We start from the raw sequence: 21850 nt of genomic DNA on the forward strand, positions 1-21850 counted from the left end.
GCGGCTATCGCCTCATACAGTCACGCAATCATGCGCGACGGCGGCGAGCCAGCGAGACACCGGCGGCCAGCGTCAACGACGCGGCGGCAGCGAGCGCAACGTAGTCCACCGAAGCACCCGTATTCGCGAGCTTCTTGCCGTTATCGGCCTTGTTGCCGGTCTTGCCTGCGGCCGGATCAGTCGGATTGCTGCCGGACGGAGGGGTGGGCGGCGTGGCAATGTTCACCGTCGTCCAGCCAGCGAGCGCACCGTTCTCGTCGAGCAACGCGATCTTGTGCACGCCGGTCTTGTCGCTCGGCAGCAGCGGCTCGACGTAGTAGCCCTTGTCGTCGCTCTTCACGGTAAGGTACGGAGCGCCGGACGGATCGGTCAGCTGGGTCGGGTCGGAATAGATGTAACCAGCCCAGAAGCAGGAAGGCTTGGAATCGGCGGTATCGTCGGCACCGGCCTTGCACGCCTCGGAAAGGTTGTGGATATAGATACGCGACGGCGAACCGGCCACGGGGTTGCTCGGCGCGGACACATCGCCTTTGTTGCCATCGTTGAGGTCGCCGGACGCAGGCGCTGTCGGCGCAGCCTTGGTGGTGAAGGCGGGAATCTGGACGAAATTGCCGGACGGAACGCCTTCCGTGTACGACACGCCGTTGCCTTGATCGTAGAAGTCCATATACTCGACGCCGACAAGCAGCTGCATGATGTGGGTGTTGACGGTCTGATCCTTCTTGCCCTGGGCCACGAGCTCCTTGGCGTGCTCATCGAGCATGACGTAAGGATCGGCATAGGTGAGGTCCTGGCCGTTGGCGTTCACGTTCTGATTCTCATAGTGAGTGCCCGGCTCAAGGCCGATCAACGACATGTCGAAATGACCGGTCTTCTTGGAGGCGTCGTAAGGATAGCCGAACTTGTAATCGGCATTGGAGAAACCGTAACGGGTGAACTGCTGCCCCTGTCCGTCGAAAACCGAGTCAGCGTTGGAATAGTCGCCCACATAGTGCGAACCGTAGTCCTGCGCATACGTCTGAGCGGTCATATTATCGTCAATGTGCGCATCATTGTGATCGATATCCAGTTTGCCCGGATTGTATCCGCTGAAAGCACGGCAGTTCGTAGTGGTCTGATGCGTCGTCGGATCCTTGTATTGCGTGCACCCGCCCTTGGCCGAACGCGCGGTCATGCTGGTGACGTTGGTGAAGGAAATGATCGGAGCGATACGATCGGTCTCGCCGTCAATCGGATGATTGGCGGGATGGCCATTAGGCCACGTAATCTGATAATCAAAGCTGAGGTTCGCGGTGTGGGCACCGACGTCGGTGACCTTCACATCGGTGATCTTGATGCCGCTGACACCCACGCCATCGCTGCTGCTGGACGGGGTCTCGCGCGGCTGCACGGCCGGCTGGGGCTGTGCGGACGGCTTCTGCTCGGACTGGGCCTGAGCCTTGGGCTGAGCCTGCGTTTGCGGCTTGGCCTGCGCCGTGGCATCGCTCTTATTGGACGAATCGGCAGTCGTCGCGTTCGCATCGACTTTGGCATCGCTGCTCTGCGCCGCGTCTTTGCTGACGGACTGCGTCTGCTGCGTGGCAGCAGGTGCATCCTTGGCCGTCGGCGTCTCAGCCGCGCTTGCCGAGCCGACGCCGATACCGGCCATCATCATGCACGCCGCCGCGAACGATGCGACAATGGCATATCTCTTCTTTGCCATATTGTTCCCTTCTTCTCATCCAGACTCACTGGATTGGGATAGATTACGTGATACAGATTACACCTGTCTGCCGATATATTCATACAAATATTTGATAAATGACTAAATAATAATATGACAGACTCAAGTAGCCGCGTTCAGTCTAGAATCGTCGAAATGACGTTTTTGGGCAGTTGCTCCGTATGGCCGGCTATATAGCGGCCGAGGAGGGCGTCGTAGATCGGTTTGGTGCCGGCCAGGTCTGAGACCAGCAGGGCGATGAAGCTGCACGCGGCGACCGGGAGCATGTGCATTAGGGTACCGCTCATCTCGACGGTCAGCAGGATCGAGGTCATCGGCGCCTTGACGGACGCCGTGAGCGCACCGGCCATCGCGCAGACGGCGAACAGCGGGATGACGCTGGCGGGCACCAGCGGACTGCCGTTGATTTCGATGGCGTGAAGCGCGACGCCGCAAATGGAACCGGTGAGCGTGCCGACCGCGAGAATCGGCATGAAGATTCCGCCGGGCACACCGCTACCGAAGCTGGTGGAGGTGAAGAGCATTTTGACGGCCAACAGAATTGCTAGGAACGCGATGCCGTCGGTCGCACGCTCGGCGAAGCCGATCAGGCTTTCGCCGCCGCCCAGAACCTGCGGCAGGAAGATGCCGACCGGCAACGCGACGGCCAGCGAAATCATCGGACGCGACCACCACGGCAGTTTGTTATATAGCGTCTGGAAGCCGAGCAGCAGCTTGTTCATCGCTACGCCGACGAGGCCGGCAACAAGGCCGAGCGGCAGCATCCACCAATACTGCGGCAGGCTCAGCTGCGTCAGGCGCGCGAAGTCGAGCACCGGCTTCAGGCCGAACCAGTATTTCGAGACGAAATCGGCGGAAAGCGAGGCGGCCGCGGCCGAAAGCAGGATGGCCGGCGAGAAGTTGTGATGGACCTCTTCCAGCGCGAACATCATGCCGGAAAGCGGGGCGTTGAACGCTGAGGAAAGGCCGGCGGCGGCACCGGCGGTGATGAGAATGTTCGTTTCAGCGGTTTTGGAGCCGCCCGCGCCGTCATGGCCGTTTGCGCGACGGCGGGGTTTCAGCGAAAAATCGCTATCGGATGGTTGACGACCGGCACTATCGACATGAATACCACTATTATTGACGCTCGTTTTATTGCGCACGTCCATATTCACGGAATCCAAACCGTCTGCATCAGCTGAATCCGCGACGGCTCCGCCTTTATACCAGAACCTTCTCATTATTTGCGTCGTGCCTTGGCTCGCGGCGGCACCGATCTGAATCGAGGGGCCTTCGCGGCCGAGCGAGAGGCCGAACATGCCGCAGAGCAGACCGCCGGCGAACCGGACAATCAGTACGATGCCCGCTCGCATTTTCAGCCCCAGCCGCACCACGCCCTCGACCTGTGGGATGCCGCTGCCGGACGCCATCGGCTCGAGCCGGACCAGCCAGGCGACGAAGAGACCGACGAGCACGGCCGCGAGCGCCCACGGCGCGATAAACCACGGATTACTGCGGATTTGCGGGTACATCCAGCGCGCGAACTGCGTGCCCCATTCGATGCCCTGGCGGTAGCAGGTGACGAGCACCCCGGCAATCAGGCCGCAGACCACCGCGCGCGCCGCCACAATCCACTGGCTGCGCCGCGATATGCCCACCGTTGCCATTTGTTGCCAATCCTCTCCCGAGCAAACAGAGCCACTCATTCCAGTCTCAGTGCAAAAAGTGCGAATTAGCAAACCCAAAACGCACTTTTCGCACACCACAACGTAAAAAGTGCGAATTAGCATGCCCAAAACGCACTTTTCGCACACCACAACGTAAAAAGTGCACTTTAGCAATCCTAAAATGCACTTTTTTCGTCAGCGTCACTGCCTCAGTCGACGAGCGAGCGCACCTCGATGATGTGGTCGCGCTGTGGACCGGTGCCGATAGCGGAGATGCGGCAGTTGGAAATCTCCTCGAGGCGCTTGACGTAGGCCTGGGTGTTGGCCGGCAGGTCCTCGAACTTGTGCACCTTCGAGATGTCCTCAGTCCAACCGGGCATGGTCTCGTAGACGGGCTTGGCGTTGGCGAACGCCTCCTGGTCGATAGGCATATCGTCGTAACGAGTATGGGTGCCATCGCCGTTGTCGACATCGTAGGCGACGCAGATCGGAATCTCGTTGAGGCCGGTGAGCACGTCGAGCTTGGTGAGCACAATGTCGGTCAGGCCGTTGACCTGCGTGGCGTAGCGGGTGACGACGGCATCGAACCAGCCGCAACGACGCGGACGGCCGGTGGTCACGCCGAACTCATGGCCCTGCGCGCGCAGCCATTCGCCGGAATCGTCCAGCAGCTCCGTGGGGAACGGGCCCTCGCCCACGCGGGTGACGTACGCCTTGGCCACGCCGATGACGCGGTCGATCTTGGTGGGGCCGACGCCCGTGCCGGTGCAGGCGCCGCCGGCGGTCGGGTTGGAAGAGGTGACAAACGGATACGTGCCGTGGTCAACGTCGAGCATCGTGGCCTGCCCGCCCTCGAAGAGCACGGTCTTGCCGTCGGCAATCGCCTTGTTCAGCAGCAGCGAGGTGTTGGTGGCGTAGGGCTTCAGGCGTTCGCCGAGCTTCAGCAGCTCGTCGGTGGTCTCGTCGACGTCAATCGGACGGCGGTTGTAAAGCTTGACGAGCATCTGGTTCTTCTGGTGCAGGCTCGCCTCCACCTTGTCGCGCAGACGGTCGGCGTCGAAGAGGTCGTGCACGCGGATACCCACACGGTTGATCTTGTCGGCGTAGGCCGGGCCGATGCCGCGGCCGGTGGTACCGATCTTGTGCTTGCCGAGGAAGCGCTCGGTCACCTTGTCGATGACTCGGTGATACGGCGCGATGACCTGCGCGGATTCGCTGACGCGCAGCTTGGAGCAGTCCACGCCGCGGGCTTCAAGGCCGTCGATCTCCTCGAAGAGCACCTCTGGGTCAACCACGACGCCGTTGCCGATGACCGGCGTGACGTGTGGGTTCACCACACCGCTGGGCAGCAGGTGCAGCGCATAGGTCTCGTCGCCGACGACGACGGTGTGGCCCGCGTTGTTGCCGCCGTTGAAACGCGCGACATAGTCGACTTTCGTGCCGATGAGGTCGGTCGCCTTGCCTTTGCCTTCATCTCCCCATTGAGCACCAATCAGAACAATTCCAGGCATACTAACCTCCCGAGATTCGCGTTATTTCGCCGTTACCAGCCTACCGTCACGCCTATACCAGCAGCCGCTGTCCCCTAATCAAATTGTGAATTTTGCGTTATTGAGCCATCTTGGTGCACCAAGATGCCGTTTTTACGGTAATTCCCCCATCAAAGTTACGAAAACACCTATTCTTGGTGCACCAAGATGCCGTTTTTATGGCAATTCCGCAGCCAAACTACGAAAATATGGGAACTTGGTGCACCAAGATGCCAATAAAATGTGGATTTTGCAGGTCTTTCACATTTTAACGGCATATATTTAGCGCCTTCAGTTCAAGCACACGAACATATCAACACGCAAAAGCAGGTGTTCTTCTTATACATCCCGTTCACGCAGGGCAGTCAGGGCCCAAAGGATCGAGACCACGTCGATGGCCTCCTGGGTGAATGCACCGACGACGACGGGAATAAGGTTGAACGCGGCGGCGACCATGCAGACCAGCGCCAGCCCGAGGCCGGTGACCACGGCCTGCAGCATGGTGCGCTTGGTCTGGCGGGCGATGGCGACGGCGCGCGGCACGTCGGCGATGTCGTCGTTCATGATGACCACTTGCGCGGTTTGCGAGGCGGCAGTAGAGGTGCCGTCCGTCATGGCAATGCCGATATCGGCCGCGGCCAACACCGGGGCGTCGTTGACGCCGTCGCCGACCATCACCGAAATCGGGCGAGGCTTGGGCTGCCCGGAAAGCCGGTCGAGGAACGCCTCGATTGTCGAAGGGTACCGCAACGCTTCATGTGAAACAGCCTTGACCGCCGAGACCTTATCCTGCGGCAACAGGTCGGCGCGAACGTCGTCAATGCCCACTTCCGCAGCGATCACATCGGCGGACGCACGGGAATCCCCGGTCAGCATGGTCACCGCATCCACACCCAAGGAGCGCAGACGCTGCAACGATTCACGGGCATTACTGCGCGGCACGTCACGCAGCACGATACATGCGGCGAGGATTCCGTCAATCGAAACGTACGCCGCCATTTCATCGGCCGCGCGCGCTTTGAATTGCGAGGCTGGAAACTCCTGACCTCTATACGGTTCCTTACACGGACTCCCGCTCACATCAGACGTTGAATCTTTCTTATCTCGGCTATCCGCTGAAATGGCTTCATTCCCGCCCCTATGGCCGCAAGGATCGTTTCCGGCTTGGTCGCCCGAAACGAAATCACGGGCACCGGCCGTTCGCGAGATAAAAGAACTTCCGTTATCGGCCAACGCGTTTTCGGTGTCCTTTCTATTATCTCGACTGCCTCGCGAACCGATACCAGCATGGTCTACCTGTTCGGGATTATCTGTACCGGAGGTTTTGGCAGCAACGTTGACTCTGCCGGCAGTACTTGCCGTATCGTCAGCACGATTAGGCAACGTCGACTTGGCAAACGAACCTTCGCTGTTCCGACTCGCCCCCGTCACGAAACCGAGCCGCCCGACGCGAACCGTATGGCCCTCGACCGTGCCCTCAACGCCATTGCCGGCATCCTCGTGCACGCCTTTGACCACCGGGAAAGCAGTGCGGCCGTTGTGCAGCTTTTTGGACGCGGCGGCCCCTGCAGCGACGATGCCCTGCGCGAGGATGTGCACCGAATACGTCTCCACCACTGCGGCGAGTTCCACGATGATGTCCTTTATATAGGTGTCCTTATTATATAGGTCCCGTTGCGAGCGCGAGTCCGGGTGTGAGAGCCCTGAATCCGATCTGGGTTTACTCGCGGATTTCGGTTCGGCTTCCGGTTCAACTTCCGATTCAAGTTCAACTTCCGATTCCGGTTTAAGTCCGACTCCGGCTTCAGCCCCATCAAGTCCCAGCAAATCCGGCAACCGCCTGCGCGCCTCGTCCGGCACGTCGACCCGCACGACCTGCGGCCTGGTGACCGTAAGCGTGCCGGTTTTATCGAAGAAAATATGCGAGACCTTGCCGAGATTTTCCAGGACTTCCTGCGTTTTCGTCAGAATCCCGGCCTTCGCAAGCCGTCCGGTTCCGGCCATATACGCCACCGGCGCGGCGATGAGCAGCGGGCAGGGCGTGGCCAGCACGAGCACCTGCGCGAAGCGTTCCGGGGTGCCGGAAGCAATCCATGCAGCGATGCCGATAACCAGCGAAATAATGGTAAACGGCACTGCGAGCACGTCGGCGGTTTTGACCACGGGCGCGCGCGAGGACCGCGCGGAATCGACCAGCTGCATGGTCTGCTGGTACTGCGAATCTTTAGCCAGCTGCGTGGCACGGATGACAATCATCGTCGAACCGTTGATGGCTCCGCTCATTACGCGAGCGCCCGCGAATACGGTGCGCGGCAGAGGTTCGCCGTTAATCGCGCTCAGGTCAAGCGTCGCCGTGCCGCTCAACAGCTTGCCATCCACCGGAATCGTTTCGCCGGGCAGGACCACTAGCACGTCGCCCAGCTTCACCTGATCGACAGGAACCGTATGGAAATGAGCATCCTGCGAGGCTTGGGATTCCAACGTTTTCGAGGCTTGCGAGGCTCGCGCCAACGACCCGCCGATAAATGTATGACGCGCCAGAGAACCTGCCGGCTGCGCACGCCTGCCTTGCGAACCTCGCGAACCGCGCGAACCGTTCCGGGAGCTTGCAGCGTTATCCTTCGCCACAGAAGAAAGCTCGCAGTTGCAATCATCGGTATCAATCACACACAGGTTATTTTCCCGTTCGCGTGCATTCCCTCGCGGCAACGCAGCAGCCAGCGTCGCCCGGAATCCGTCGGCCAAACGCTTGTCACTGTTGGAAAAGAGCGCGTCAAGACGGTCTTTTTCGTCGCGCTCATCCCGTCCCGCAGCGTTGGCAGTGGCGGCGCGTTCGTCGGCTTCACCCACCTGAAAATGCCAGCGAGCGGCTTTATCCGAACTTACGGATTTTTGCGCACCCCCGGCATTTCCGACCCTTTTCGGAGTATCGACACTTCCATGGATACCGATACCATCAATTATATTTGTATTACTTATATTTTCGACATCCGCAGTATTCCGAACGTTCCTCGGCCCGGCCGCATCAGCAGAAAGACCGCCACCTGCCTTCTCATCCACACCAACACCCGGTAAATCGGAGACATGCGCCATCTGCGGGGCGGCGGCGACCAGCGCGCTCAGGTTACTTTCGGCTTTGGTCTGCGCAAATGATTCGATGGCCTCGCCCGACCAGATCATCAGCACCACGGCCCAAGCCGCCCAGTATTCCTGCACGCCGAGCGTCGAAAGCAACGCGAGAATCGCGAGCACGTCGATGCCCACGTGCCCGGCCTTCAGCGAGGCGACCATGCCGCGCACGGAATCGAAAACGGAATAGGCAACGAGCAAGACCACGATGAACTGACCGACGGAAGGGTTGAACGCGAACGGACCGATATGCCATGCCCCCGCGTTCGGCGGAGCAGCCACGAAATTGCCGATTCCCAGCGCATCGACGCCGCCCAGCCACGGCCGATAATTCCAGAACAGCGCCACGAAAACCGCAGCCACGATGGTGGTGGGAAGCATTGGTACCTGCCGGCAGATGTCGGCAACTTTGCGAATGACCCGCATGATTCTCCTTGCGCGTGTGCTGCTTTGCCACGAGTCACACAAGCACGCGGCCAAGCAAGTTGGTCACGCCTTGTTAACCCACCGGCGGCGCGAGGCCACCGATACACGGCGTAAAGATTATGAATTAAGTATAACGGCACCACGTTGACAACGTGCCGGAAAACTCGTGCGGGCCGCCAGCCCAAGCCGACGACCCGCACGAATACCCATATATCAGAGGACGGATAACAAAAAAGAACGCCCTACCGGCGGAGACCGACGAGGCAAAAGCTCCAGAAACCCGAAAACGCCCCGAAGTGAACCGCTCCAAACCGACACCACGAACATAGCACTTCAGGCGCCACAACCGCAACCCATATCAAGAAACCTTGAATTTTCTTGAAAATCAAGGTTTTCATTCGCACTTTCATACGTCTGTGTTGTAGCGTCGGTCTTGCCGCGTGCATGCGGCAGCAATCCTTGAACCGATTGCGAAACGTGCGCGCGACCGGCAGGGTCATAAGGCCGGCCGACATGTATCAGAAGGAGGCCAGAAATGGCATCCCATCATAACAAAAAGCCCGGGAACGCCGGGCTCTGCTGGCTCGCGGGCGTCGTACTGCTCGCGATCGCGCCAAAGGTAAGCCCGCCTCTGGCCGCGGCAATCCTAGCGGTCTGCGTCCTCTACGCGATCCGCAGGATCGAATAGCGCCAGCACCGTGCCGCCCGCGGCAATATCGGTCACGAGCGGCACGGCTGGCAATCCGACAAGCCACCGCGGATGCATCGAGCGGCAGCCGCTATACGAGGCCGAAGAAATATGCTACGTGGGCGTCGAACCACGCGTAGCCGAGGTTGAAGACGGGCAGGAAACCGGTGCGCATCATCAGTCCGAACGAAGCCCACGCGCAGATCAAGGCGAGGAAAGCCAGCAACCAGATCAACGCCGTGAGCAGTGTGATTTTCGCTCGCAGCCGGCCGGCCGAACGGTGGCGGCGACCGAGACGGCTGGCGTCCGAGAATTCCTCGTCTTGCGCTTCGAAGCGGTCAAGGGCGTCGGCGAGGATACGACTCAGCCGCGCGCGGCGGCGACGGGCGAGCGCCATACCCACCGCGGCCAGCATGACCAGCACCAGAAACAGCCACATCGTCCACAGAGGCGCGCCGCTCGGCTGGGTTGCGGGCACCCCCTCCCCCACAAAATGGCCGCGCACAAGCAGGCGGTGGTCATTGACGCCGTAGGGCGTGCAGGTGAGCAGCGTGACGTAGTTGCCGCCGGCGATGGGCTGCAGCCGGCTCACGTCGTCGGGCAGCACCACGGAAATCCGGTCGACCCGGTAGCTCAGCCGATGGTTCAGCACGCGAATCTGGAACACGTCGCCGCGCTTCAATTGCGTGAGGTTGTCGAAAAGAATATGGCCGACGAGACCGGTGTGGCCGGTGACGACGGGCTGGATGCCGGTGTCGTCGGTCGGCAGCGGAGTCGTGGCGAGATGGCCGGTGGCATTCGCCAGCGCCTTGTCGGAAGTGCCGTGCTCGACGGGCAGCTTCACATGGATCTTGGGGATATCGACATAGCCCATCATGCCCTTGCCGTCCACGTTGAGCGTTTTGTAATACCTATTGAACGGCGCTTTGATATCGCCGCTGCGGAACGGATCGCGCACCGGCAGACGCCCGATTTCGGCGTTGTAGGACTTGGCATCGTTCCACATCTTCCACTGGGCAGACGGCGAGAGCTTGGAAACGATAGCGTCGTAGGCGTCGATGGCGGCCTGCGGCTGGCGATAGTTCACATAGTCCGCCACCAGCGGATAGAGGAAAATCGCCAGCCCGACCACGAAAATGGCCACGTCGATGAGGCTGCGGGGCTTGCGCGCCTTGGCATGGCGAGCGGCCGAACCGTCCGCAACAGAGGCGGAAGGTTCCGCGGACCCGACGGTTCCGTCCGATTCGACGGCCACGCCGCTCACGTTGCTCGCGCCAGCGACGTCAGCCGCGTCAGCCACGTCACCCGCAGCTCGCCCCATCGACTTCGCCGGCCTCACCGTGCGGTCGTCTGTTCCGCTTTCAAAGCCGCACGATGGCGACGCCACGCGGCGAGCGCCATCACCAGCGCGCCGAGCACCAGGAAGATCACGATGCCCATGCCACCAGTGAGCGGCAGTCCCATGGGCCGGCCGAGAATGTCAGTGGCCTTCCAGTTCTTCATGCCGACGGTGATGGGCTTGCCGAAGACGTCCTTGGCGTCCTTCGGCGTGACCCCGTACGCGCCGAACAAGGTGCTCGGCTTGGTGTTGGACGGCTCATAGCCGGCAGGGAAGATGCCTTCGGGGTTCGAGGTGACGATGTCCTCCTCGCTCTTGCCCTCAATCGCGCTGAAGTCGAGCTGTTTGAAGACCTCACGCGCACGCGCGTAACCCACCGGTGCCGAGTATTCCTCGATATTGACCTTGAGGCCCACGCCCTTCCAGGTCGTCGGATCGGCGGGATTGGTTTTCTGCATCACCGGCAGGTCGACGAAGCTGACGATACCGGCGTTGTTGGAAGCCGCCTGGATGAAATCGACACCGCTGGGCCGCTGGTCGCCGTCGGCATAGAACTTGCCGTCGCTGGCCAGGAAACGCGCGTCGCTGTCCGGATCCGAAAGGCGGAAGACCGCGCCAGGAAGCCCGTTGCCGTCGATGTCGGTTTTGACGAACTGGAAGCCTGCGGTCGGGGTGTGGGAGGCGCCAGCCAGCGGCTTCGGGGTGTAGCCATGATCCGCGAAGGCGATGTTGCCCATATGCCCGGCATCGACGCTGATGGAGTCGCCGTTCGCGGTCACCTGGGTTTTCAGATCGATGCGCAGCAGGATGCGGTGGTCCTTCTGAGCGCCCGCGATCAGCGTCTTGAACGTGGCGACATCCTTGAAGAAGTCGAAGGTCAGGTAGGTGGTGTTCGCGTCGTCGGTGCCGACCTCACGGCCATCCTGGGTGGTCATCGATTGACCCGCATACGTCGGATTGATGCGCTTGGGAGCGCTGTGGCCCGTGGAATACGAATACACTGCCGCCGGCACGTCATGAGTGACCTGCCGACCGTTGTCGCCGGTGAACGTCACGCTCACCGTTGGGTCGGCGACGGTCTTCAGCGAAGCAGGCAGGCGGTCGACGACGCGCAGCTGCACGCCGGTTCCGTCTTCGGCGATGTTCGTGTCTGCGATATTGGAAAGCTGCAGGAGGCTGCTGTCCTTGCTGGTCTGCGGATTGCTGTCGTTGGCAATGACCTGGGTGATCTCGTAATCCTGCTTGTCGCCGACCTGCGCGATGGCGGAGCCGGAGGTGTGGGTCATGACCTTGGAAAGCTGGTTCGTGGTCTGGTTCTTGGGGAACAGATGGAGGTTATAGATATAGCCGACGCTGGTCACGCCGTTCGTGTCGGTCTGCGTGGTGCGGTACGGCAGGCCGAAAATGGAATCCTCGACGAAGGCGCGGCTGCTGTAGCGGCTGCCGGTCTGGTGGAGCAGATAGTGGTGCTCGCCCTTGGGGAAACCGGCGCTCGGGGTCTTGTGGTCGTTATCCATGAACCACTGATCCGGGTTAATGGATCCGTCGGCACCGGTCGAGCCGTAATAGATATGTCCTTCGCCCACCTTCACGAACGTGTTCACGTCGCTCACCGAGACCTGCGACCACTGCAATCCCGCGGCAGGCTGCACTTCGCTGAGCTCGAAATCGGCTCCGGAATTGGCCTGGCGCCCTTCGGCTGCCTCGTTCTGGTCGTTGGCGGAACCGGTGGAGGCGAAACCTTCGTCGCTGGAAAGATACGAGGTCACCGTCAATGTCGGCGTCTTGTTCGGGTCGATGGCACCGGCGACGAAATCGTCTTTATCACCGTACGTCGGCAGTTTCGACGCGGACGTAGGGCCGTCTGCGGCTTCGGCGCGGGCGACGGGACCCGTCAAGGCCAGCAGCGTCGTCAACGCCAGCAACAGCGCTACGAAACGTTTTCCCTTCAATCGGCTTTGCAATAATCTGCTCAATGGAGTACTTCCCCTCGTTTGGAAATCGTTGTCATCGACAGCCGTCAGGCGGCGTGGTGGACGACAAAACAGGTACAAGCGTGAGCCTCAAACCCGGTATACAGCGCCTTACATCGCGGATCATGCTTGCTGTTGCGGCAGTGGCTGCGGAAAACCGACGCCCTGACCAACTGTGCCTATGAGAATATAGCGGAACCATCTGGGCAGACGACGGTGCACTCGCCGATAGCAGATATGAGATATTTCACAAAAACTACTGATGAGTCTAAGTTTTTAGTTATTTATTTTATTATTGTCTAAATAGCCATGAGGAACGGGCGCTCAGAACATACAGAACATTCCTTGCCCGGCACCAACGTCGACGGAAACAACGCGACAAAGCAGAACGACGAGATTTATCGCCTCAAACCCGATCCGGTGGTTATCACATAATCCGCAACCACGCAAATCCATCGCACACAGCGAACCGTTGATTTCGCCCGAAGCCCAGCGCGGCGGTGTACCCTCTGTACGTCACCGCATTCCGGCTGCCACAATATAACGCGTCAAACCGGCATGCGACAGCCGTTGCCTGCCGTTGCCTGACGCGTCGCGCCCACGATGGCACACACAAACTGCCACCAGACCCATCACGGCCGCAGCGGGATAACAAACAAGCGATTCGGAGATTCAAGAGTCACAAGACACAAGCCACAGCAGGTAAGGAGGCAGCAACGTGCGGATATTTTGCGGAAAACCGCGCTGGAGCGCATGCGCCCGCGGGCTGCTTGCCTTCTCGCTGGCCATCCTTACGCTGCTCGCGACTCTGGGCGCCATCCAGCCCTACGCCACCGCACAGAGCACAATCGGCAGCGCCAAAGCCAACACGATGCCGACGCCCCAGCCTTCTCCTTCCCGCGCCGTCACGCAGGCAGCCGACACTATCGGCACGCAGGATGCGAGCGCTGCCGTCACCCAGAAAACCGGCACCGCCACCGCCGATTTCGGCGTCGACCACAAACCCCGCCTCTACCGGATGCTCAATTACAACTCACGCATCGACGCAAATATGGACGAGCTGCGCATGGACTTCGTGCTGCGGGTGGCGCACGGCGACGTCAACCCGCAGAACAGCAGCCCCGGGCTGAGCATCGTCTACTCCTACGACGGCACGACCACCAACACGCGCACGGCCACCTATTTTGGAGCGCAGAGCGACGCCGACAAGATCAGAAACTGGACGAACAACGAGGGCGATATCTTCGTGATCCAATCGAGCCAGACGGTCGGCGATTACGACTATCTCGCGATTTCGATACGCGGCGATTTCGACTACCCCAATAGCCCCGACCCGAACATCATCGGCGGTACGCAGGTGCCGCTGTATGTCTACGCGGTGCTCGGCAACGTGGGTGCGCTTTCGGTGCCGCAGATGGAGAGCATGCCGTCGATTGCCACCAATATGGCCGTCGACCCCGCCACCGGCAAGGCGCTGCCGTTGCACACCTACGCGACCGACCGCTGCACCAGCCCGGCACCGGCGAACGGCAAAATCACCTGCACCGGCAACGGGCCGATTCTGGGCATCGGCTACGACTCCACCCCGCAGATGTTCAACAGCGAGGCCGGCACCGGCTGGGGGCTCAACGTGGCGCACGGCTTTTCGCAGGCAGGCACCGGCCCGGGCATCGCGCCGGCGCACTCGTTCTTCACCTACTTCAACGACTACGACCTCGCCTCGCGCGACAACGGCACTTCCGACGGCGAGGGGCTGGCCAACCCGCACCCCTACTCCGTGGTGAGCTCGTTCTATTTCCAATGGCTGGCCTTAAGCGCGGCCGGGCAATGGGTGCCGGCGGACGCGCTGACCCCGACCGCGCAGATCGGCACGCAAAAGCCCGGCAACACGGCCAATTTCAACAAATGGAACAACTACTCCGCGCTCAACGCCCCGGCTTCGGGCAACAACACCGCCATGCTGGCCTCAGGCGACGCGCAACGGCCGGACGGTTCCATCGATTTCGCGCGGGCGATGGCCGAGCAGAAGACCGGCGGCAGGCCGAGCGGCTATTTCAAACTGGTGGTCTGGCCGATCACCCGCAGCTCCGCGGGCAGCGACGACCGATACGTCACCGCGCAGGACCAAGACGTTTTCAACCCACTCACCTCCGTGGCAAGCGGCACCAGCAACGGCGGCAAGGGCGTTACGGCAGGCATGGGCGCGGCCGAAGCACAGCGGATCGCCGACCTCGGATGGTCGAACGCCTCCGTCTTCGACGGTTTCGCGCTTGCCAAGCCCACACCTCCCACCATCGACGCGCCGAAAGTCGGGCCCAGCGGCCTGCTCTACGCCTCCACGCAAAACGTCGGCGGCACCGGAACGCCGGGAATGGACGTCGACCTGTTCGTCTCCACGCCGGACCCCACCAGCGGCGAAGTGGCCGCTACGACCACCAAACGGGTGGAATCGTATGTCGGCACGGCCACCGTGGGCGCGGACGGGCGCTGGAAGCTGCCGGACAGCGTCGACGAGTCCAATCCCTACGCCCGAATTCGCTCCTACCGCGCCTGGCAATATCCGCCACCGGATTCGGGGACCAAAAGCGCGACATCGGCTCCGGGAACACCGATCACGGCAACAACCGTGACAACAACGGCTCCGGCGACATCGGCTCCCGGCAACTCCGTCGATCCGCTCGACCTGTCCGGCTACTCGAATGTCTACACGGTGACCTTCGTGCCCGCGCCAGCCAAGACGCCCGTCATCAGCGCCGTCAGCATTCCGCACACCTTAGCCTCGGCCGGCGGCAAACTGGCCGCGGGGGCGGCAGTCAAGGTCTCCGGCACCGACGTCTGGCCAATCGGCGAGGCAGCGACCACCCTGAGTCTCTGCGTGCAACCCGCCGACGCCGATTACCATCCGCTCTCCGGCAGCGCGGCCGTCTGCACCGACGTCACCGTCGAGCCTGGCCAGACGGCTTGGTCGGTGGCCATACCCGCTCTCCGGCTGCTTCCGCCGGCGATGCCGAAAGGCACGAACCACGCCGTCTTCTCCGCCACGCTGCGCAACGCGCGAGGCGCATCCTCGAAGGCCGCACAACTCAATGAAGTGCTGGATATGGTCGCCCCTGTATTACAAATCGACAGCGCCGACACCTCTGCCATCACCGGAAATACCAAGGACGACACCGGCCGACCAGAAGCCGGCGACACCGTCGCAATTCGCTGGCCCGGCGGCAAACGTTCCATTACGACCACCGACCGCGATGGTCATTGGCAGATCACGGTCCCGGAATCGTTCGCCTCGCCGAACGCCAAAGGACATTACACCGTTTCCGTCACGGACGACCAGCACAATGAGGGCGCCGACCAGACCCTCGGCCTGCCACTGCTCCCACCGGTCTCGCCCCTGCCCAAAGCCGGCAGCGCGTCGGTCTGGGTATGGCTGGCGGCGTTGGGCGCGGCTATAGCGACGGCGGTCGCACGTTATGTATACAGGCGTCGAGTCGCAGCCGAAGCCGCTGCCGCCCAACGCACAGACTGACGCAAATCGCAATCGCCAACCTCGAGTGCGTATACCCAATCACCGATCCCATTCGTGACCCCGCAAGTACATACCCCAATCGCGCACCTCATACACGACACCGCACGCAAATCCACCCCCATAAACGCGTGTGGGCCGCCAGCCGAAGCCGACAGCCCACACGAACCTATAGAGGCGCGTTCACAAAGCGACGTCCCTACATGGCACAGACCGCTTTACCAGAGACCGAACGGGTCGAAGAGACCGCCGCCGTCTCCGTCGCTGTTGCCGTTGCCGTTCTGCTGGCCCTGGCCATTCTGACCTTGGCCATTGCCGTTCTGGCCGTTGGTGCCCTGCTTCTGGGTTTCGGAACGGTTGCTGCCCTTGACGTCGCTTTCCTTCTGATCAAGGGTGACTTCGACATCCATGGTCTTGCCGCCGCGGACGATGGTGAGCTTCACCTTGTCGCCGAGCGCCGAGGCGCGGACGTAGCCGAGCAACGCGGAGCTCGAGCCAACCGCCTGGCCGTTGAAGGCCACCACGGTATCGTCGGCCTTGAGGCCGGCCTTGTCCGCCGGGCTGCCCTTGACGACCGCCGAGCCGCCGGTGGAAGGCGTGGTGATCTGAGCGCCGCCGCGGGTGACGCCGTCGGATTCGACGTTTGCGGACTTGATGGTCACGCCGAGCATCGCGTGCTGGACGGAACCCTTGGAGACGATTTCATCGGCCACGCGCTTGACGAGGTTCGAGGGAATCGCGAAGCCGATGCCGATCGAGCCGGACTGGCCGGAAGACGAGGAAGCGGAGGCGATCGAGGAATTGATGCCGATGACCTGGCCGGCAGCGTTGAAGGTGGGGCCGCCCGAGTTGCCCGGGTTGATGGCCGCGTCGATCTGCACCGCGTTGGTCACGATTTCGGAATTGTTGTCGTCCATCACCGAAACCGGGCGGTTGAGCGCGGAAACGATGCCGGTGGTGGCGGTGTCGTCGTAGCCCAAGGGGTTGCCGACGGCCATGACGTTCTCGCCGACCGCGAGCTTGCTGGAATCCGCGAACTCGACCGGCTTGAGGTCGCTCGGCGCGTTCTGCAGCTGCAGTACCGCGAGATCGGTGGTGTTGTCGGCACCGACGATGGTCGCCTTGTACATCTGGCCGTTGGAAAGCGTGACCTGGATGTTCTGCCCGCCGCTCACCACGTGGTTGTTGGTGACGACATGGCCCTTGGTGTCGAGAATCGCGCCGGAGCCCTTGGCGATGCCCTGGCTGACCTGCGTGGTGATCGAGACCACGGAATTGGACACCTGCGAGGAGACGCCGGCCCAGTCCGGAGCCTGCCCGCCTTTGACGTTAGCGGTGCCGGAACCGGATTTGTTGGACGTGATGCCAGACATCGAGCTGGAAGTCGGGACTGTCACCCAACCTTTGGAAATGCCAAGAAAACCGAGCCCCAAGCACAGTGCCGCGGTGACCACGGCCGCGACGATGGCCGTGACGACGTTGCTGCTGGATTTGGGCTTCGCGTAGCCGTTGCCGTAGCCGTAACCGCCGTTAGGCGTATTCGGGCCGCCGAAATTGCCGCCGTTCGGCCCTTCTTCCTGGCCGGGACCGGGGTTGTAGGAATTGTAGGAATTGCCAAAACCGTTATTGTTCTCGCCGCCCGCGTTGCCGTTCTGTCCGGCGTTCGGGTTCCGGCCGGCGTTGCCGAAGATACCGTTCCACGGCATGCTTGGGGTGTTGGCCGCACCGTTGTTGCCCGGTGTGTTCGGCTGCGGGGCATTGCCGGAACCGAACGGCGCATTGGCATTGCCGTAGTTGCTGGCGGCATCGCCGTTGTTGCCGATGTGATCGGGCAACGGGCCATAGGCCCCATATTCCGGAGCCGGACGGTATGGGCCCGAGCCGCCGACGGAGCCGTTGCCGGAATCATCGGAAGCGGAAGTCTGATAGGGATTGTCCGAAGAAGCACCCGTAGCATTCGGGCCGTCTGGACGGTAGCCCGTGGTGAACACTTCCGTCGGAGTGGTGTTGATATTTCGGGTCTCCTGCGTCGCAGCGGATTGCGTATCGCCCGGCTCGGAATCGGCCGTGTTGGCGGCTTGCGAACCAGAGTAACCGACGTTGCCGCTTTCCGTATTTCCGTCATTGCCGACGTAACCACTATTGGTAGTAAAGCTTGACGAAGCGTTCGCATCATTATCCGGATGTGCAGGCTGACCGCTGCCCCACTCATCTTTATTGTCTTCAGCCATTGCTGCTCCTTACATTTTCCCGGATGGCCGCGGCGTTGAGCAAGTCCTGTCGTACCACCACTCGTGAACCGCTAATAATGAGTAAAGACAAGCGGTCTGAACGTTTCCTGAACGTTCATTGAAAGATTAATCCCAACGGTTCCCAACTCGTCTTTTCGCTCTCGCAAGTCCCTATACATAGCAATGATACTCAATGCCTCATCATCCATTCATTACCAACAAGCGGAGAAAGATTCGGCCGTCACACGATTAAGCTGACAGAAGAACAAATAGGCGAATCGCCATATTTCTCAACTATTCTCGCCGATTTTCGCAACAATAAATCCTTTGCCGAGCTCGATAATTTGTGTTTCAACCCAACGATTTCAAGCATTACAGTTCGAACGAACGCGTTTCCCCAAAAAGGACAATCATCTACTCAACAAAAGGCCCGTAGTTGTATACCGATAATTTGTACTACACGTGATATGATATATATCATACAAGTTTACGTTATATTTGGATAATCGTAAGAGAGCAAGAGCAATGCGAATTCGGAACAATTCCAAGCGACTTCTGCTGCATCTCACCGCTGCCGCAACAGCAATTTCTTTGGCATTGGCACCGGGGATGGCAATGGCCAGCACTGCGGATTCCTCAGCACCAAACGCGCCGCAGACGACACAGCAGACGCCCGATAACGACAATAAACGGGTCGACAGCACCGATGAGACGGCCAATAACGGCGAAGGCGACAAGACCAAGACACAGCAGTCTGCCAAACCGGAGCAAACGCCGAAGACAGGTGCGCAACCACGCACCGAGGCCGGGGGCAGCGGATGTGATCTGGACGAGAGCACGCTCGCGCAATGCTTCCCCGACCCCGTCTTCCGCGAGTATCTGGCCAAGAAATACCCGCTTGACACCTCCGTGCAAGGCGGCGACCCGGCCACCAAGTTCGACAATACCGTGGTCACGACGGCTTGGGCCGGCAGCGTCGACACCATCGACGGCGACGGCTTCGGGCCGTTTGCGATGGGCGGCAAGACCGTCGGCAATATCCAAGGCATCCAGATCCTCTCCGGCCTCAAACGTTTCACGGTCGGCTCCGGCTTCTCCCCGGTCGCCGACTACTCCCCCATGGCACATCTGGCAAGTCTGATGACGGTCAATTTCAGCGGAGTCACCAACAAAGGCATCAACCAGGCCAACCTGCAATCCTGGACCTCGGAGGGCATGCCGAACCTGCGCACCCTCGATTTTTCCTACACGCCATTCTGGGACGTCTCGCAGCTCAAGGGACTTTCGGGGCTTACCGACCTTGACTTTTCGTATAGCGACTTCGGCAAAGGCGCATCCGACGACACCGACAACCGCGCGGTCTTCAGCGATTTCGACACGGCATTCCCGAACCTCAAAGCCCTCGACGTCAACGCCTGCGAGGCATTGCACGAAGACACCGATTTCAGCCCGCTCACACGCATGCCCGCGCTGACCGAATTGAACGCCAGCGGCATCGGCTACGGCATCGACGGCAAGATGCCGGAAGCCTTCTCGCACATGACCTCACTGCGCACCCTCATCATGAGTGACGACCTGCTTGAAGACGTGTCTTTGCTCGGCAATCTGACGAACCTGACCAAACTCGACATCAGCAGCAACGCGCTCCAGAACATCAGCCCGCTCTCGAATCTCACGCAGCTTCAGGAGCTGGACGCGAGCAACCAGTTGATACGGGGCAATGAAAGCGTCGCCAATCCAAACGTCACTCTGCACAACACCGAATTGACCAACACCACGGCTTCCGACAAGGCCAGCTTCAGCAGCAAAGCGTTTTACCGCTACATCAGTACCGCCGGCCAATATATGGCTCAAGCCGATCTTGCAGCACAAAGCGTCCAGGTCGGGCCGGACTCGATCACGCTCACGGATCCGCATGTGGAGTGGAAAAGCGACATGCCCGACAACATGAAAAACGACCTGGTCGCCGGACAGGTGCGCAACGGCCTGATCAGCATTCCGTTCTCCGCCGGTATCAAAAACCCGGTCTCGGGCCAGCAAATCGGCACGTTCGAAGGCGAGCTCAATCCGTATGTACGCGCACCGCAGGTGCTCATCGACCTCCGTGGCGGCAACATCAACGGCGAGACCAACCTTGGAGTACGGCAGGTTGTTTCCGGCCAAATGATGGGCAACCCGGGCAAGCCTTCAAGGACCATCCAGATCGACGAAAACCATACCAAGGACGACACGTTCCTGGGCTGGAAGGCCTGCGTCACCGGAACCACGAATCCCGACGCCAGCACCTGCAGCTTTGCGAACGCCACTACTTTCCACATCGACAAGCAGGCGATAACCGACGACACCACGCTCTACGCGCACTGGAAGAGCGACGATGCCCATACCGTGATATTCAATGCCGAAAACAAAACGGACGATGCGGTCTGGACGGTCAAGGTCGATGACGGGGACAAGCTCGAGAAGCCTGCCGACCCGAGTTACGACAAGCACGATTTCAAGGGATGGTTCATCACTACCCCGAATGGCGACAAGCCTTACAATTTCAACGCCAAAGTCACCCAAGACATCACCCTGCACGCCCATTGGGAAGCCGTTCCGGACCCGGTGTACTTCACGGTGTTCGTCGAGACGCAGAACGGCGAGCCCGCCACGACCCAGCACGTGAAAATGGGCGATTTCGCCACCCAGCCCGACAAGGCGCCCTCCAGAAACGACTATACGTTCACCGGTTGGTTCGATTCGTCTGAAGGCGGCAAACCGTTTGCCTTCAGCACTACGCCCATCAACAAAGACACGATCGTGTACGCGCAATGGAAAGCCGATAACGCACCGCAAACCATACCGCCGCTGATCGGCCCGCAAGGACCACAGGGTCCGCAAGGCCCACAGGGGCGGGGCAATGCCGGCGTCGCGGCCCCTCCGACCACGATTGCCGCCACCAGGCTCGGGGTGCTGCCAAGGGCTTTGGGCGCCAATCCTCAGCAGCAGCAATCCCAGCCCGAGCAAAAGAAGAAGGAACAGCGCAAGGTCTGCAGGACGAATACCGCCGGAGCCACGGGATCGCCGAGCGACAATATGCTGGACGGCAGGCTCGGCAGTGTCAACAGCATCGCCAGCTACGACCCGCAGTGCGCCAATGAGCCCGTGGCCACCGTCAGCCAGGCGAGCGCACACCACAATCTCAACTGGCTCTGGCTGTTGCTGCTGCTCCTGCTGTTGCTCATCCCGCTGATCCGCGACAACAACCGCATGCCGGACATCGGGCAGCACAAGTCGCCTGAAATCTACGCATAGGCAGCTGAGGCCTTTCCGCCGCAGGCCCCGCCGGCCCGAATCCGACCTTACATAAGGATTCGACCGGCGGGGTTTGTTTTATCTAGCTTTTGCATGTAGTCCGCTTGGTAGCAGCCCGCTTCGGTTTCGGTTTCGGCTTCAGCAACAAACCGCTCGCCAGGGCGCGGTTCACTGACCAATGAATAAGTATCGATAAGTACTAATAAGTCATAATAAGTCATGAAGCAGCAACTCCTTGCACCCACGCAAACCCGCTCTCAACCGGAGCGTTTCCCTTGCGAAGAGCCGACGGCCCAATAACGATGCGAAAACAAACCATCACAACAATCAACCCAGATACCTGCCGCGC

11 protein-coding genes are annotated in these 21850 nt (G+C 60.7%); 3 read left to right on the forward strand and 8 right to left on the reverse strand.

Translation table 11 applies throughout. From position 1 onward, the window contains the following. Nucleotides 1-28 precede the first annotated feature (28 nt). The 4 genes from OZX71_RS08435 to OZX71_RS08450 form a co-directional block, all read right to left on the reverse strand. Entirely contained in the window at nucleotides 29-1702 is a 1674-nt protein-coding gene (locus tag OZX71_RS08435) for a hypothetical protein (protein WP_277160003.1), read from the reverse strand. Between the two features lie 137 nt (nucleotides 1703-1839). Then, entirely contained in the window at nucleotides 1840-3369 is a 1530-nt protein-coding gene (locus OZX71_RS08440; protein ID WP_277160004.1) for a ClC family H(+)/Cl(-) exchange transporter, read from the reverse strand. Between the two features lie 209 nt (nucleotides 3370-3578). Beyond that, the gene (locus tag OZX71_RS08445) at nucleotides 3579-4880 is read right to left on the reverse strand and encodes an adenylosuccinate synthase (RefSeq protein WP_277146021.1); all 1302 of its coding nucleotides are present in this window, start codon (nucleotides 4878-4880) and stop codon (nucleotides 3579-3581) included. Nucleotides 4881-5237: 357 nt separating this feature from the next. Next, a complete protein-coding gene (locus OZX71_RS08450; RefSeq protein WP_348519539.1) occupies nucleotides 5238-7409 on the reverse strand; it encodes an HAD-IC family P-type ATPase in 2172 nt (723 codons plus the stop codon). Nucleotides 7410-8988: 1579 nt separating this feature from the next. On the opposite strand from OZX71_RS08450, the gene OZX71_RS08455 reads away from it, so the two are divergent. Next, on the forward strand, nucleotides 8989-9141 hold the full coding sequence (locus tag OZX71_RS08455) for a hypothetical protein (RefSeq protein WP_277146019.1): 153 nt from the start codon (nucleotides 8989-8991) through the stop codon (nucleotides 9139-9141). A gap of 91 nt (nucleotides 9142-9232) precedes the next feature. On the opposite strand, the gene OZX71_RS08460 is transcribed toward OZX71_RS08455, so the two are convergent. Further along, entirely contained in the window at nucleotides 9233-10462 is a 1230-nt protein-coding gene (locus OZX71_RS08460) for a class C sortase (protein ID WP_277160006.1), read from the reverse strand. Between the two features lie 14 nt (nucleotides 10463-10476). Further along, the gene (locus tag OZX71_RS08465; protein ID WP_277160007.1) at nucleotides 10477-12456 is read right to left on the reverse strand and encodes a hypothetical protein; all 1980 of its coding nucleotides are present in this window, start codon (nucleotides 12454-12456) and stop codon (nucleotides 10477-10479) included. A gap of 715 nt (nucleotides 12457-13171) precedes the next feature. Between OZX71_RS08465 and OZX71_RS08470 the strand changes: the two genes are divergently transcribed. Beyond that, nucleotides 13172-15979 (forward strand): hypothetical protein, encoded by a 2808-nt coding sequence (locus OZX71_RS08470; RefSeq protein WP_277160008.1) that lies wholly within the window; start codon nucleotides 13172-13174, stop codon nucleotides 15977-15979. 215 nt (nucleotides 15980-16194) lie between these two features. Here OZX71_RS08470 and OZX71_RS08475 read toward each other — a convergent pair whose 3' ends face one another. After that, nucleotides 16195-18207 carry a trypsin-like peptidase domain-containing protein gene (locus OZX71_RS08475; RefSeq protein ID WP_277160009.1) on the reverse strand — a complete coding sequence of 671 codons (2013 nt, stop codon included), beginning with the start codon at nucleotides 18205-18207 and terminating at the stop codon, nucleotides 16195-16197. A gap of 525 nt (nucleotides 18208-18732) precedes the next feature. Between OZX71_RS08475 and OZX71_RS08480 the strand changes: the two genes are divergently transcribed. Then, entirely contained in the window at nucleotides 18733-21501 is a 2769-nt protein-coding gene (locus tag OZX71_RS08480) for an InlB B-repeat-containing protein (protein ID WP_277160010.1), read from the forward strand. 47 nt (nucleotides 21502-21548) lie between these two features. On the opposite strand, the gene OZX71_RS08485 is transcribed toward OZX71_RS08480, so the two are convergent. Then, nucleotides 21549-21722, reverse strand: a complete 174-nt coding sequence (locus OZX71_RS08485) for a hypothetical protein (protein WP_277160011.1) — start codon at nucleotides 21720-21722, stop codon at nucleotides 21549-21551. Nucleotides 21723-21850: the final 128 nt, after the last annotated feature.

This window comes from Bifidobacterium sp. ESL0764, assembly GCF_029395515.1.
Taxonomy (GTDB): Bacteria; Actinomycetota; Actinomycetes; order Actinomycetales; family Bifidobacteriaceae; genus Bifidobacterium.

Bases quoted from the DNA above. Each gene is read 5' to 3' on its own strand.
- OZX71_RS08435 (WP_277160003.1), bottom strand. From the start codon at position 1,702: ATGGCAAAGAAGAGATATGCCATTGTCGCATCGTTCGCGGCGGCGTGC.
- OZX71_RS08440 (WP_277160004.1), bottom strand. From the start codon at position 3,369: ATGGCAACGGTGGGCATATCGCGGCGCAGCCAGTGGATTGTGGCGGCG.
- OZX71_RS08445 (WP_277146021.1), bottom strand. From the start codon at position 4,880: ATGCCTGGAATTGTTCTGATTGGTGCTCAATGGGGAGATGAAGGCAAA.
- OZX71_RS08455 (WP_277146019.1), top strand. From the start codon at position 8,989: ATGGCATCCCATCATAACAAAAAGCCCGGGAACGCCGGGCTCTGCTGG.
- OZX71_RS08460 (WP_277160006.1), bottom strand. From the start codon at position 10,462: ATGGGGCGAGCTGCGGGTGACGTGGCTGACGCGGCTGACGTCGCTGGC.
- OZX71_RS08475 (WP_277160009.1), bottom strand. From the start codon at position 18,207: ATGGCTGAAGACAATAAAGATGAGTGGGGCAGCGGTCAGCCTGCACAT.
- OZX71_RS08480 (WP_277160010.1), top strand. From the start codon at position 18,733: ATGCGAATTCGGAACAATTCCAAGCGACTTCTGCTGCATCTCACCGCT.
- OZX71_RS08485 (WP_277160011.1), bottom strand. From the start codon at position 21,722: ATGACTTATTATGACTTATTAGTACTTATCGATACTTATTCATTGGTC.